Genomic DNA, 14101 nt, shown 5'->3' on the forward strand with positions numbered 1-14101 from the left:
GCGGAGGTGTCGTCCGCCCTGCACCCATTACTCAGTGATCTTGGACACAACGCCCGCGCCGACCGTGCGGCCGCCTTCGCGGATCGCAAAGCGCAGGCCCTGCTCCATCGCGATCGGGGCGATCAGCTCAACACCGAACGACACATTGTCGCCGGGCATGACCATCTCGGTCCCTTCCGCCAGGTTCACCGTCCCGGTCACGTCCGTGGTCCGGAAGTAGAACTGCGGGCGATAGTTCGCAAAGAACGGCGTGTGACGGCCACCCTCTTCCTTGGTCAGGATATAGGCCTCGGCCTCGAACTTCGTGTGCGGCTTCACCGAACCGGGCTTGCACAGAACCTGCCCACGCTCCACCGCTTCACGGTCGATACCGCGCAGCAACGCGCCGATGTTGTCACCCGCTTCACCGCGATCCAGCAGCTTGCGGAACATTTCAACACCGGTACATGTGGTGGTCTGGGTGTCCTTGATCCCCACGATCTCGATGTTGTCGCCCACGTTGATCACGCCACGCTCAACCCGGCCGGTCACAACCGTGCCGCGACCCGAGATCGAGAACACGTCCTCGACCGGCATCAGGAAGGGCTGGTCAATCGCGCGCTCAGGCGTCGGGATGAACTCGTCAACCGCTTCCATCAGCTTCTTGATCGAGTTCGCGCCGATTTCCTCGTCGCGCCCTTCCATCGCCGCCAGAGCCGAGCCGGGGATGACGGGGATGTCGTCGCCGGGGTACTCATAGCTCGACAGCAGCTCGCGGATTTCCATCTCGACCAGCTCCAGCAGCTCTTCGTCGTCGACCTGATCCACCTTGTTCATGTAGACGACCATCGTCGGGATGCCGACCTGGCGCCCCAGCAGGATGTGCTCGCGGGTTTGTGGCATCGGACCGTCAGCCGCGTTCACAACCAGGATCGCACCGTCCATCTGGGCGGCCCCGGTGATCATGTTCTTGACGTAGTCGGCGTGGCCGGGGCAGTCGACGTGGGCATAGTGGCGGCTTTCGGTCTCGTATTCCACGTGCGCGGTCGAGATCGTGATGCCACGGGCCTTCTCTTCGGGCGCACCGTCGATCTGGTCATAGGCCTGAAAGTCGCCAAAATACTTCGTGATCGCCGCCGTCAACGTCGTCTTGCCGTGGTCAACGTGACCAATCGTGCCGATGTTTACATGCGGTTTGGTACGTTCAAACTTTGCCTTTGCCATGTGTCCAGATGCCCTTTAGCTGACTGCGGGCCTGCATGGCCCAGGATTTGATATCGCCGGGCATTTAGAGCGGATCAGACCGGAAATCAAGCGCCGCTGGCTGTGCCCGAGGCGGGGCCGTAGATCTGATTGCGCACAGAGGCGGCAAAGCCATCAACCGTCTGACGGTAGTCATTTCCGGCCGACGGGCTGGTTGCAGCCCCAATCACACCGGGCACCCGGGTGAATTCGGAGAATCCCGTAATCTGGGTGGGTGGGATCAACACCTCACCGGTATTCACATCACGTACACTCAGGACAGCTGTGATCCGGCTGTTACCGCCAAAGGCGGCGGCCGAGCCGGGCGACGTCAGTTTGACGCTGGTCAATTGCACAAGCACATCCGCCGTTTGCTCGCCCGGACGCGCAAGTGCTGTCTCTAGCGCGCCCTGCACATCAGCCACCACTTGCGCCGTCGGTACAGATATCTCACGTCCGCTCACACCGGTGAACGACGTGCTGTCAACCGTCACATTGCGCACGACAAATGTCTGCGGGGTCCCCTCTTGCAACACCGGCTGCGTGCAGGCAGCCACCACGAAAAGGACCAGCATCAGGCTCAGACGGCGGATATTCTCTAGCATAGGGGCGGACCTTCTCTGGGGTGTATGTGACTGGGGATCAACCCAGCTTAGTTGACCACCGCCGGTTCAGGAAGGGGTCGTGTAAGCGTGCCGATAACAGTCCCGTCAACCGGGTCGGGCACGAACCACCCCTCTTCGGCCTGTTGTTTCACAAGGTAGCGTTCTACCGCCTTGGCGGCGTTCTGGCTGAGTTGGTCAAGCTGTTCCTGCGCATTCAGCGTGAACCCCGACCCGATCACCGACCCGGCCCCGAAGGTTTCCAGCACGGTGATCTGCTTGGGCTCGTCGTTCAACTTGGCACCCGCCGCATCATCCCACACCGTCACATTGAGGATCAACGCAGATTTCGGGGCCAGAACCAGCGGCACACCCGGTTGGGCCAACACATAGCCTTCGACCGAGATGCCAAAATGATAGCGGCTGGCCCCCTCATAGCGCCCGAACCGCTGCGCCATCGCCACTTTGACGGTTTCGACCAGTTGCTCTTCGCTTGCGTCCCGGCTGAGCGGGCCCTTGGTGGCTTTGCTGGCCACCACGATATTGTGCTCAAGTCGGAAATCGCCAAGGGGGACGGGGGCCTCTTCCAGATCCGCGACACCGCCACAGGCCCCAAGCAATCCAAGCAGCACAAGGCCGAACATCAGTCGCATCATTCTTGCGCACTCCACAACTCATTCCTGGCCGCAGCGTTATCGCAGGTGCGGCACCTGTGCAATTGCCCGCACTGATCCTCGGCATATATGTGTCACAGTCAAGGAGCCTGCTTTCATGCCCGATACCGCTCTGCCCAAGCGCCTGCCGGTGCGTGTCCCCCTCGTCAATGAAGAGTGGGGTGTGCTCAAAAGTCTGCAAATGGCGCGCACCAACGTGCTGCGGATCATCCCCGAGGTCGCAACGACCCAAGCCATCGTGTCGGGCAAGACAGGCAAACGGTGGCATATGATCATGGACCCCGGCGCGATCCGCGAAATGCTGCTGGACCGACTTGATCAATACCCAAAATCGGTGGTCACCAAGAACTTGCTCAAACCTGCCATCGGCGAGTCGCTGTTCATCGCCGAGGGCGTGCATTGGCGCTGGCAACGCCGCACGGCAGCCCCTGTGTTTACCCATCGCAACATGATGAACCTGTCCCCGATTATGACATCTGCTGCCGCGCGCTGCGCCGACCGGATTGCCGCCGCAGGCCCTCGGGCCGTCAATCTGCTGGATGAAATGGTTACAACCACCTTTGATGTGATTGCGGACGTGACGTTTTCGGGTGGAGATACCTTTGACCGGGATGGGGTGCATAACGCAATTGAGGATTACATTTCGGAGGCGGGCAAGATTTCCCTGTTCGACGTGTTGGGCGCGCCCGATTGGGTGCCGCGTCCGGGCCGGATCATGTCGGGCAAGGCGATGCGCGACATGAAATCGGTTGCCGACAAGGCGATTGAGGCGCGCATGCAGCGTGGCCCCGAGGGTGTGCCCGACCTGCTCGATCTGCTGTTGCAGGGCGAGGATCCCAAGTCGGGACGCAAGATGAACACCGCAGAACTGCGCGACAACCTGTTGACCTTTATTGTGGCGGGGCACGAGACAACCGCGTTGACGCTGGCATGGTCGATGTACCTGTGCGCCTTTGATCCCGAGGTGCAGGAGCGCGCCCGCGTCGAGGCGCAAACCGTATTGCAAGGCCGCGCAGCCACCGGAGACGACGTGGCCCACCTGCCCTTCATCCGCCAGATCATTGACGAGGCATTGCGCCTGTATCCGCCCGCAGGGATCGTGTCGCGCACTGCCTTGGCACGGGATGTGCTGTGCGGCCACGAAATCCGACCCGGCGACACCTGTATGATCCCGATCTATGCGCTGCAACGCTCCAAACTGTTATGGGACGACCCGGATGCGTTTCTGCCCGACCGGTTTGCGGATCGCAAATCCGTGGATCGCTATGCCTATCTGCCTTTTGGGGATGGGCCGCGCATCTGCATCGGGGCGTCCTTCGCGCTGCAAGAGGCGGTGATCATCTTGGCCACAATCCTAAGCCGGTTCAAATTCACACCTGTAGAGGGGCGCGACCCGGACCCGGTGATGATCCTGACGCTGCGCCCGCAAGGGGGTGTGTGGCTGACGGCTGAACCCGCCTAGGCGCAGATCTTTTTCAGTGCCGCCCACTCCGCATCATCAAGAATAGGGGTCGTCACGCCTTGGTCACGGGCAAAGGCCCGCGCAGCGGCGGCGCGGTCGACAAGCTCTGGATGGGTGGACAGGTATTCGGGCAAATCGGGCGTGAGCCGTTCCAGTTCGGACAGACTGTCAAAGAAGGTGGCAAATGCGGTCGCGTCCGCCCCCGCCGCGTTCAGCATTTCCAGCGCAAAGACGTCCGCCTCCGCCTCAGCCTCGCGCGTGTAAGATGCGGTGAGCGTGTATTCGGCCACAACCACCACCGCAGAACCGCCCGCGAAGTCCCCCAGGATCAACGACAAAAGCCCTGCGGACCCTGCGGCGCGCAGGGCGTTGCGCGTGGTATCGCGCGCCTCCACATGGCCGATCTCGTGGGCAAGGACGCCGGCCACCTCATCGGGTGTCTTGGCCCGTGCGATCAGGCCGCGCATCAACACAATCTGGCCGCCGGGTGCGGCAAAGGCGTTCACCATCTTGTGGTCGAACACATTGACGTTGAGGTCGTATTGCAGATCGACCCCATCGGTCAGTCGGGCTATCATCACATCAAGCGCCGCGCGCCCCTCGGTGCCGGTGCAGGTCAGACCTTGATCGCTACGCCCGCCCATAAAGCGTTCCATCTGCTTCACCACGGCCTTGCCATAGGCGACCTCACGTTCGACCGGGATGAACCGGGCCAGCGTGTTGGCCATGGCAGGCAGGATGACAAAGATCATCAACACCAAGGCCCCGACCGCAAAGCCTGCGCGTTTGGCAATCCGGCCTGTCGTGCCTTTGGGTATGTCGACCTGCCCAATATCCGGGCACAGGCGGCGCAGGATCGACACCATATCAGGGTCGTCCACCGTCAGGCGCGCCGTCACGATCAACGCACTGTCAAGCGCCACATCCGCCTTCAGGGACAGCACAAGCTGGTCCTTGCGCGCATGATCCGACAGCGCCCGGATCGCGCCAAGGGGCCAGTATTGCGCGCCCATCGGCAGATCAAGATGGCTGAGTTTGAGCGTTTCAGCGGCGGTATCGACCGCCAAATCCACGCTCAGCCGCTGGCCGGACTCTCCGTCAAAGAACCGGCCAACGGACTGCATCAGATCGCGCCGCCCACGTCGAGCGCATCCGCAAACCCTTCAGCGTCGGCACCCGTATCGGCGGCGCGCTGGCGGATCGTGTCGAGGTGGTCCGCATTCAGGACCGTCATGTTCTCGACCGCATGTTTGATCATCGGCTGCGTGATCATCACGAGGGACAATCCACCGGCGATCAGGAACGCAAGCGCATAAGGAATGGCCAGCCCCACGAACAAGACAGGCGACAAAGTACCGGCCATGATTGCACCCGACATCGAGGCAACGATCAGCCCGATGATGCCAAAGACCACTGCCATCAGCACACCAATCACAATCGTCCCCACAAGGAAAATGCCAATGACCGCGCCGGTTTCAAGGCGGGCGTCAAACTGCACCTCACCATCAAGAACCTTGTTCTGTGTCAGATAGTTGAAGGCATAGACACGGTAGTAGATCAGCCCGATCAGCAGCCAAATGTAGCCAATGATGCCCGCAGCGGCCGCGATCCAGACCCCTTCGGTCGCGATGCCGAGAATCACACCTACGACGATAATCCCAAGACCGATAAAGACATGCTTCATGCCCGCATAGAGATCCTGCCACCGGCCCATCTGCTCGAAACGCGCATCGCCGTACCAACTGCGGTCAGCCATGTACTTTTCCAGACGGAACGTCGCGAGTGGATTCAACAGGCCCAGAGTAATGATGGTCAGAAAGATGTACCCCAAGGCGCGAAACGCATAGCCCCATGCGCCTTTTTCCATGCCAAACCGGATGCCGCGCCAGCGCGAGCGGGCCATTTTATAGCGCCGCGCCCGGTACTGCGCGAACAAGATCAGCGGCAGCACCGCAAGGATAGACAGGTTGATCGCCACCGCTTGCGCGGCAATCGCGGCTTCGGACTCATTTTCGGGAATGATGCTGATCCCGATAAAGGCCAGCAGCAACTGGAACAGCCCCAGATAGATCGCGAGGATCACAATCGCGACGAGAAACCCAAGGAATTTCTCGAGCCCGGTGCCCGAATACTCAAAGCTGTCGCCGTCCCCGCTGGTCGCGGACCAGATGTATTTGCGAATGCGCGTCTTGGCCCAGAAGCGATAGATGCCGAGGGTCAAGATCGTCAGAATTGCGGTCTTGAGGTACAGCCGAAACAGCGGGCTACCCGTCCCGAAATATTTGCCTTGAATTTGCGAAGTCATGTTGCCCCACCCCTTTGTTTGTCCTGTTTGCGGTTGATGTTAGCCCCCGGTGAACCGGTTGTCGCGGGGAAAGCCGCGCGGTGCCATGCGCCCGGCCCCTGCCCGTTTGCCCCGCCATTCGGCCAGATCGGTTTCGGTGCGGGTGCGCCCCGCCGGATCCAGCCAGCTGAGGCCGTCGGCCAGCGTAAACACGGTCGCATCCGACAGCCCGCCGTCCTTGTACTTTTGCAGCCGCACGCCCTTGCCTTTGACCATCTCTGGCAGTTCTTCGAGGTCAAAGACCAGCACTTTACGGTTCTCACCCACCACCGCGACGCTGTCGCCAAGGGCCGGCTTGCAGACCGCAACCGCTACATCGCCCCGTACCGTCAACACTTGCTTGCCGCTGCGGGTCTGCGCGATGACCTCGTCTTCGGGCACAATGAACCCGTCGCCTGCTGTCGAGCCGATCAACAATTTGCGGCCCGGTTTATGGGTCATAATCGAGTGGATTTGAGCCTCATTCGGCAGGTCAACCATCAAACGCAGCGGCTCGCCCATCCCCCGCCCACCGGGCAGGTTAGAGGCGGACAGCGTGTAAAACCGCCCGTTTGATCCAACCACGACCAGCCGGTCGGTGGTCTCGGCATGAAAGATGAAACGCGGGCCGTCGCCATCCTTGAATTTCAATTCGCGGGTCAGATCAATGTGGCCGGTCATCGCCCTGATCCAGCCCATTTCGCTGCACACGATGGTTATGGGCTCGCGGTCGATCATCGCCTCAAGCGGGACATCCTCGACCGTGCCAGCCTCGGCAAAGGTGGTGCGGCGCGCGCCGCCATGCCAGTCCTTGCCAAACTGCTTTTTGGTCAGCTTGAGCTGATCCGTGATTGCGGCCCACTGGACGGTTTCGCTTTCCAACAGGTCCTCAAGGCCCGCACGTTCTTCCATCAGGGCGGCCTGCTCGCGCAGCAACTCGACCTCTTCAAGCCGCCGTAAAGAGCGCAGGCGCATGTTCAGGATCGCCTCGGCCTGCACATCGCTCAACTCGCCCTCACCGGGGCCGGGGCCAACATAGTCTACCTCGTTCATGGCGCGCGGATGATCGCGGCCCCAGTCCTCGCGCATCAGCGCGGCCTTGGGATCCTCATCATAGCGGATGATGTCGATCACCCGGTCGAGGTTCAGGAACGCGACAATCAGCCCTTCCAGCACTTCGAGCCGGTGGTCGATTTTTTCCATCCGATGCTGGCTGCGGCGGATCAGCACCTCGCGGCGGAAATCAAGGAAGGCGCGCAGCACTTCCTTCATAGAACAGACCTTGGGTGTGACCCCGTCGATCAACACATTGAGGTTCAGAGAAAACCGCACCTCAAGGTCGGAATTGCGATAAAGCATGCCCATAAGCACGTCCGGATCGACATTCTTGGACCGCGGTTCGAGGATCAGGCGAATATCATCGGCGGATTCGTCGCGCACATCTCCAAGGATCGGGACCTTTTTGGTCTGGATGACCTCGGCCAGTTTCTCGATCAGCTTGGACTTTTGGACCTGGTAGGGGATTTCGGTGACAACAATCTGCCATTGGCCGCGACCCAGATCCTCGACCTCGTAGCGGCAGCGCAGGCGGAAACCACCCTTGCCGGTGCGGTAGGCCTGCGCGATCTGGTCGGCCGGTTCGACAATGATGCCACCCGTCGGGAAGTCGGGGCCGGGCACGAAATTCAGCAACGTGTCGTCGCGCGCATCCGGGGTCTTGATCAGATGAAGGCAGGCATCGCACAACTCGGCGATGTTGTGTGGCGGAATGTTGGTGGCCATGCCCACCGCAATCCCGCTTGATCCATTGGCAAGCAGGTTGGGAAACTGCGCGGGCAGCACCGCGGGTTCGGTCAGGGTCCCGTCATAGTTTTCGCGAAAATCGACCGCGTTCTCGTTCAGCCCGTCAAGCAACGCCTCGGCCACGGCTGTCATGCGCGCCTCGGTATAGCGCGAGGCGGCCGGGTTATCGCCGTCGATATTGCCGAAATTGCCCTGCCCGTCGACCAGTGGATAGCGGACGTTGAAATCCTGGGCGAGCCGGGCCATCGCGTCGTAAATCGCCGCATCCCCGTGAGGGTGGTAGTTGCCCATCACGTCGCCCGAAATCTTGGCCGATTTGCGGAAGCCGCCATTCGAGGCAAGGCGCAGTTCGCGCATCGCGAACAGGATGCGCCGATGCACCGGTTTCAGCCCATCGCGCGCATCAGGCAATGCCCGGTGCATGATCGTGGACAGTGCATAGGTCAGATACCGTTCGCCCAACGCACGGCGGAGTGGTTCGGATAGGTCCATATTGGGGGGATCACCGGGTTCTGACATAGATGCTGTGTACCCGCCCACATGACGCGGAACAAGCATTGAAGCGGTCCAAACGGAACATCGGGAACCTTTGGTACTGGCATCGCGTTGCACAGGCACAACAAAATGGGGTTGGGGGGAAACAACATCCCCTTTTACCACTGGCGGGAATCGCCCTCTCTGTTATCGACGTGATGTGTTACCATGCTGCAAGGTAACATCAGTACATTTAGGTTTGGGGGGACTCGCACGATGGGCAAGTTCATTATTATCAGTTTCGCGTTCATGGGCTGGGCCTTTTACGAGATCAGTGGCGGTGCCGATTTTGACCCGGTCGAGACGCGCGAGGCCCGGATTGAACTGCCCGCCCCCGTGGCCAAAGAGGCGTTGGAACCTGTGCGCATCGCAGCCAACCCTGCGACACCGCAAAACGTGACACGCGTCTCGTTGAACCTCACATCGGTTGATGATGTGGTGCGTACTGCACCTGCAACTGGAGAGAGCGTTGTGGTCCAGGCCGTCGCCGAGACGCCGGTAGAGGCAATCAGCGAAGAGGCTCCGACAATCGTGCTGCCAAGCCTTGTCGGCAACGCAGCCTCGATCACACCGGTGGATTTCAACCGGGACGAACCCCCTGTAACTGCGGAGATTGAATTGCGCGCCGTCACCGGCACCCGCGTGAATGTGCGCGGCGGACCGGGCACCGATTTTTCGGTGGTCAACAGCCTTGTGCGGGGCGATGAAGTCGAAATCCTGCAAGACCCCGGCAACGGTTGGGTGCAGCTGCGCCCCGTCAATGGCGGCCAAATTGGCTGGATGGCGGACTTCCTGCTGAGCGAAGGCTGATTGCATCCGCGCACTTCTCGGCTATGACTGCGCCCGTTGATCTGACGAGGGCGCGGTAATGACACAGAAATCCATCCTTATTACGGGCTGTTCGTCCGGCATCGGATATGCCGCTGCCGTTGGTTTGCGCGATGCAGGCTGGCGGGTGTTTGCATCCTGTCGCATGGCCGAAGACTGCGTGCGGCTGAAGGCCGAAGGGTTTGACAGCCCTTTGATTGACTACGCTGACACAGCTACCATTGCGGCTGGTGTAGCCGAAGTACTGGAACAAACGGGCGGCACGCTGGATGCGCTGTTCAACAACGGAGCGTTCGGCACTCCGGGCGCGGTCGAGGATTTGCCCACCGACGCATTGCGCGCCATTTTCGAGGCGAATTTCTTTGGCTGGCACGAACTGACCCGCGCGATCATCCCTGTCATGCGCGCGCAAGGGCATGGGCGGATTGTGCAGTGTTCCTCCGTTTTGGGCTTTGTCACCCTGCCTTGGCGGGGGGCCTATAACTCAACCAAATTTGCGCTTGAGGGGCTCACGGACACGTTGCGCGTCGAAATGCGCGACACACCCATACACGTGATCCTGATCGAACCCGGCCCCGTCACCAGCAAAATCCGGGCCAACTCGATCCCGCATTTTGAACATTGGATTGATTGGGAAGGCTCGGTGCGCACCAAGCAGTACCGAGACGATTTGCGCAAGCGCCTTTATGAAGACACCGGGCCTGACACTTTCGAACTTCCACCCGAAGCGGTCGTCAAAAAGCTGCGGCACGCCCTTGAATCGCCGCGTCCCCGGGCTCGGTATTTCGTCACGACGGCGACCTATATCATGGCGACATTACGGCGCATTCTGCCAACACGCGGCCTCGACTGGGTGCTTTCGCGGATATAACTTGATCGCGCAGTCGCTTTTTACCCGCTGCCCGCTATGTCCAGTGTCGAGCCCAACCAAAAGGACCACCCGAGATGGCCCAAGACCCCCTTTTCATTCTGATCCTTCTGGCCTGCCTTGCCGTTGTCATCGTGCTGATGCTGGGCCTTGGCGGGTTCGCCAAAGGGTCGGGTTGGGCCAAGGACAACTCGAACAAGTTGATGCGGTACCGGATTGCGGCACAATTTATCGCTGTCTTGCTGATCCTGGCCTACGTGGCTCTGAAACAAACCGGAGGATAAGCAGATGGTCGTTCTGAACAAGATTTACACGAAAACCGGCGATGCAGGTGAAACCGCACTTGGGAACGGGGCGCGCGTTGCCAAACATGCGATGCGGGTCACGGCCTATGGCACGTCGGATGAATTGAACTGTTTTGTCGGCATTGCCCGCCTTGAGGCGACGGGGGATGTGGATGCGGCCCTCAGCCGAATCCAGAACGACCTGTTCGATCTGGGCGCGGACCTGTGCCGCCCCGACATGGAAAAGGACGCCGGGTCGGAATACCCGCCCCTGCGGATGACAGATGCGCAGGTCACCCGGCTTGAGGCCGAAATTGATGCGATGAACGACGCCCTTGAACCGTTGCGCAGCTTTATCCTGCCCGGCGGATCGACCTTGTCCGCACATTTGCATGTGTGCCGCACGGTTGCGCGCCGCTCCGAACGGCTGGCGGTGGAGCTTGCCACGATGGAGGCGGTCAATTCGGCCGCTGTCAAATACCTCAACCGGCTGAGTGACTGGTTTTTTGTCGCAGCACGGATCGCAAATGACGGCGGCAAAGCGGATGTTCTCTGGGTTCCAGGGGCGAACCGAACCTAGCCGGTTCAATATCCTGCGGAAATCTTACGTTTTCTTGCTAAAACCTTGCGTCCGGGTACGTTTCGCGCAGTTTTAATCCCCGACGCGGCGTCGTTAGGATGTGACGTGACGATTTTGTCCTGTTTCCGTAAGCACGGGTTGGGTAAACCATGCGAGACCCACTATCTCGATTAGCGAAGTTGAGTCGTAATGTTTTGACCGGTCCCTGACGGGTTGCAAATTTGAAGAGAGGAACGCTCATGAAGGTGCTTGTGCCTGTCAAACGCGTGATCGATTACAACGTGAAAGTGCGCGTAAAAGCGGACGGTTCCGGTGTTGATCTCGCCAATGTGAAAATGTCGATGAACCCGTTTGACGAAATTGCCGTCGAGCAGGCTATCCGCCTCAAAGAGGCCGGTCAGGCCGAGGAAATCATCGCCGTCTCCGTCGGTGTCAAACAGGCACAGGAAACGCTGCGCACAGCACTTGCGATGGGTGCAGACCGCGCCATTCTGGTGATTGCAGCCGATGATGTGCACACCGATATCGAGCCGCTGGCCGTTGCCAAGATCCTCAAAGAGGTCATCGATGAAGAACAGCCCGGCCTCGTGCTGTGCGGCAAACAGGCCATCGACAACGACATGAACGCCACCGGTCAGATGCTGTCTGCCCTTATGGGGTGGAGCCAGGCAACGTTCGCCTCCGAAGTCGAGATCGCAGGCGACACAGCCAAGGTGACACGCGAAGTGGATGGCGGTTTGCAGACTATCGAGGTCAACATGCCCACGGTCGTGACGGTCGACTTGCGCCTGAACGAGCCACGCTATGCCTCGCTGCCCAACATTATGAAGGCCAAGAAGAAGCCGCTGGATGAAAAGACGGCGGCGGATTACGGCGTCGATGTTACGCCTCGTCTTGAGGTCGTGAAAACAACCGAGCCAGAGGCGCGGGCCGCCGGGATCAAAGTCGGCTCTGTCGAAGAGCTTGTAGCGAAACTCAAAGAAGCGGGGGCTGTGTAATGGCTGTACTTCTTCTGGCAGAAATCAATGACGGCGAACTGGCAATGGACGCCACGGCCAAGGCTGTGACCGCATGTGCCTCACTGGGTGACGTGGTTGTGCTGGCCGCGGGTGCCACATGCGCCACCGCCGCCGCCGAAGCCGCAACAATCAGCGGTGTGTCCAAGGTGCTGTGTGCCGAAGACGCGCTTTATGGCAAGCGTCTAGCCGAGCCGGTCGCCGATCTGATCGTGTCGCTTGCAGGTGATTTCGAACATATCGTCGCTCCCGCCACAACTGACGCCAAGAACGTGATGCCCCGCGTGGCCGCACTGCTTGACGCGATGGTGATTTCGGACGCAACGGCCGTGATCGACGCTAGCACCTTCGAGCGGCCCATCTATGCGGGCAACGCGATCCAGACGGTGAAGTCCGGCGATGGCAAAAAGGTCATCACTTTCCGCACATCGACCTTTGATGCAGCCGCAACCGGCGGGTCAGCACCGGTCGAGAGCATCGGCGCGGCAGCGGACCCTGCTTTGTCCTCATGGGTCGAAGACAAGGTCGCAGCCTCGGATCGTCCCGAGCTGACATCGGCTGGCGTGGTCGTGTCCGGCGGGCGCGGTGTCGGGTCCGAAGACGACTTTGCGCTGATCGAAAAACTGGCGGACAAACTGGGCGCTGCCGTAGGTGCCTCGCGCGCGGCGGTTGACTCAGGCTATGCCCCCAACGACTGGCAAGTCGGCCAGACGGGCAAGGTTGTGGCCCCGGACTTGTATGTCGCGGTCGGTATTTCGGGCGCGATCCAGCATCTTGCCGGTATGAAAGACAGCAAAGTCATCGTCGCCATCAACAAAGACGAAGAAGCGCCTATCTTCCAGGTGGCCGATTACGGGCTGGTCGCTGACCTGTTCGATGCCGTGCCGGACCTGATCGAAAAGCTCTGATCGCGTCTCACCCAATTGGAAAGGCCCGTATGCACGTCGCATGCGGGCCTTTTTTCATTTCAGGTTATGGATTTAAGCAACGGGACCAGCATATCCGCGATATCGCGGTGCATCTGCGGGCCCAGCATCATCTTCGCGGCAGGAGCTTCGAGTTCCGAAAATACCATGCCTTCAGTACGCGCCTCAACGTCTCTTGGGGCGGCCACAACCTCGGCGTATTTGGTCGCCAACGGGATCACCGCATCAAGCATATCACGCGTGACAAACGCCGGGTCCGCATCAATGTCGGTGCCAATCTCTTCGGGGGTATGTTCGCTGGCCCACAGCAGGATCGTTTTGCCCGTGATCTGACTAAGAACAAGGCGCATCCGCGCAATCCACGCCGCGCGCAATTCATCCAGCACCGCCTGGAACCGGTCGGGCGACACGAGGCACAGACGTTGCAGCATGTGGTTGGTAAAGTTGAATTCTGCAAAGTCCACGTCCCGGTAAATCGCGCGCAGCAAGGCGGATGCCTCGACAAAACGATCATTACGGCGTGGATGGACCCGGTAGAACCTGTTGGACATGTTGCGCGGGCTGGTGATCTGGATCACGGTCACACGCGCCTGCACCGACATTTCGCGCAAAACGGGGTCGCTCGCGATCACATCCAGCCCCCCATTGAGGCTGCCGAAATTCACGCATGTGAGCCCGGTCTGGGCCTCGACAATGTCAGGAAAGGGCGTCGGGATGAACTTGCCATACGTGGTCGTCCCTCCCAAAAACGCGACAAACGGTTTGTTCAAGGACCGCCTCGGCCCCCGAAACAGGACTTTGGAATTTCCATAGCGGCACGGCAAGTAGTCCAAGCCACCCGGACTCAATGCTTCAAAACTCATAACGACCCACTCACTTCGTATTTACCCATGCTCAACATCGCACAGGCATGTTTCCAAAAGCCTAACGAAACATGACCACTTTATGGCATTGGTAACACTTGCCCCCCATCACGCCGC

Annotated in this window: 14 protein-coding genes; 7 read left to right on the plus strand and 7 right to left on the minus strand. The window is 60.1% G+C overall.

The features are described 5' to 3' along the window. Positions 1 to 27: 27 nt before the first annotated feature. From tuf to Q0859_RS00520, 3 genes are all read right to left on the minus strand, one after another. On the minus strand, positions 28 to 1203 hold the full coding sequence (tuf, locus tag Q0859_RS00510; RefSeq protein ID WP_299146858.1) for an elongation factor Tu: 1176 nt from the start codon (positions 1201 to 1203) through the stop codon (positions 28 to 30). Between the two features lie 86 nt (positions 1204 to 1289). Then, positions 1290 to 1826, minus strand: a complete 537-nt coding sequence (locus Q0859_RS00515; protein ID WP_299146877.1) for a hypothetical protein — start codon at positions 1824 to 1826, stop codon at positions 1290 to 1292. Between the two features lie 47 nt (positions 1827 to 1873). Next, positions 1874 to 2479 (minus strand): hypothetical protein, encoded by a 606-nt coding sequence (locus Q0859_RS00520; RefSeq protein ID WP_299146878.1) that lies wholly within the window; start codon positions 2477 to 2479, stop codon positions 1874 to 1876. A gap of 115 nt (positions 2480 to 2594) precedes the next feature. Here Q0859_RS00520 and Q0859_RS00525 point away from each other — a divergent pair, with 115 nt between their 5' ends. After that, positions 2595 to 3959: a cytochrome P450 gene (locus Q0859_RS00525; protein ID WP_299146879.1), complete on the plus strand. Its 1365-nt coding sequence runs from the start codon at positions 2595 to 2597 to the stop codon at positions 3957 to 3959. On the opposite strand, the gene Q0859_RS00530 is transcribed toward Q0859_RS00525, so the two are convergent. From Q0859_RS00530 to Q0859_RS00540, 3 genes are read right to left on the minus strand one after another with little or no spacing between them, the layout of a single operon-like run. After that, the gene (locus Q0859_RS00530) at positions 3956 to 5083 is read right to left on the minus strand and encodes a M48 family metallopeptidase (protein WP_299146880.1); all 1128 of its coding nucleotides are present in this window, start codon (positions 5081 to 5083) and stop codon (positions 3956 to 3958) included. The genes Q0859_RS00525 and Q0859_RS00530 overlap by 4 nt on opposite strands. Continuing rightward, the gene (locus Q0859_RS00535; protein WP_299146881.1) at positions 5083 to 6264 is read right to left on the minus strand and encodes a DUF898 family protein; all 1182 of its coding nucleotides are present in this window, start codon (positions 6262 to 6264) and stop codon (positions 5083 to 5085) included. Before Q0859_RS00535 ends, Q0859_RS00530 begins: the two co-directional genes overlap by 1 nt. Before the next feature lie 39 nt (positions 6265 to 6303). Then, positions 6304 to 8577, minus strand: a complete 2274-nt coding sequence (locus tag Q0859_RS00540) for a DNA topoisomerase IV subunit A (protein WP_299146882.1) — start codon at positions 8575 to 8577, stop codon at positions 6304 to 6306. A gap of 258 nt (positions 8578 to 8835) precedes the next feature. Here Q0859_RS00540 and Q0859_RS00545 point away from each other — a divergent pair, with 258 nt between their 5' ends. From Q0859_RS00545 to Q0859_RS00570, 6 genes are all read left to right on the plus strand, one after another. Continuing rightward, complete coding sequence (locus Q0859_RS00545) at positions 8836 to 9429, plus strand: SH3 domain-containing protein (protein WP_299146883.1); 594 nt, start codon at positions 8836 to 8838, stop codon at positions 9427 to 9429. 58 nt (positions 9430 to 9487) lie between these two features. After that, positions 9488 to 10318, plus strand: a complete 831-nt coding sequence (locus tag Q0859_RS00550) for an SDR family NAD(P)-dependent oxidoreductase (protein WP_299146884.1) — start codon at positions 9488 to 9490, stop codon at positions 10316 to 10318. A 74-nt stretch (positions 10319 to 10392) separates the two neighbouring features. Then, on the plus strand, positions 10393 to 10599 hold the full coding sequence (locus tag Q0859_RS00555) for a twin transmembrane helix small protein (protein WP_299146885.1): 207 nt from the start codon (positions 10393 to 10395) through the stop codon (positions 10597 to 10599). A gap of 4 nt (positions 10600 to 10603) precedes the next feature. Then, positions 10604 to 11179 carry a cob(I)yrinic acid a,c-diamide adenosyltransferase gene (locus Q0859_RS00560; protein WP_299146886.1) on the plus strand — a complete coding sequence of 192 codons (576 nt, stop codon included), beginning with the start codon at positions 10604 to 10606 and terminating at the stop codon, positions 11177 to 11179. A 239-nt stretch (positions 11180 to 11418) separates the two neighbouring features. Next, positions 11419 to 12177 carry an electron transfer flavoprotein subunit beta/FixA family protein gene (locus tag Q0859_RS00565; protein ID WP_299146887.1) on the plus strand — a complete coding sequence of 253 codons (759 nt, stop codon included), beginning with the start codon at positions 11419 to 11421 and terminating at the stop codon, positions 12175 to 12177. Further along, positions 12177 to 13103 carry an FAD-binding protein gene (locus Q0859_RS00570; protein WP_299146888.1) on the plus strand — a complete coding sequence of 309 codons (927 nt, stop codon included), beginning with the start codon at positions 12177 to 12179 and terminating at the stop codon, positions 13101 to 13103. The genes Q0859_RS00565 and Q0859_RS00570 overlap by 1 nt, the downstream gene beginning before the upstream one ends. A gap of 59 nt (positions 13104 to 13162) precedes the next feature. Here the strand turns inward: Q0859_RS00570 and Q0859_RS00575 are convergent, their stop codons facing one another. Then, positions 13163 to 13984 (minus strand): DUF6473 family protein, encoded by an 822-nt coding sequence (locus Q0859_RS00575; RefSeq protein ID WP_299146889.1) that lies wholly within the window; start codon positions 13982 to 13984, stop codon positions 13163 to 13165. Positions 13985 to 14101: the final 117 nt, after the last annotated feature.

Origin of the sequence: uncultured Tateyamaria sp., from assembly GCF_947497045.1 — a bacterium.
GTDB lineage: Bacteria > Pseudomonadota > Alphaproteobacteria > Rhodobacterales > Rhodobacteraceae > Tateyamaria.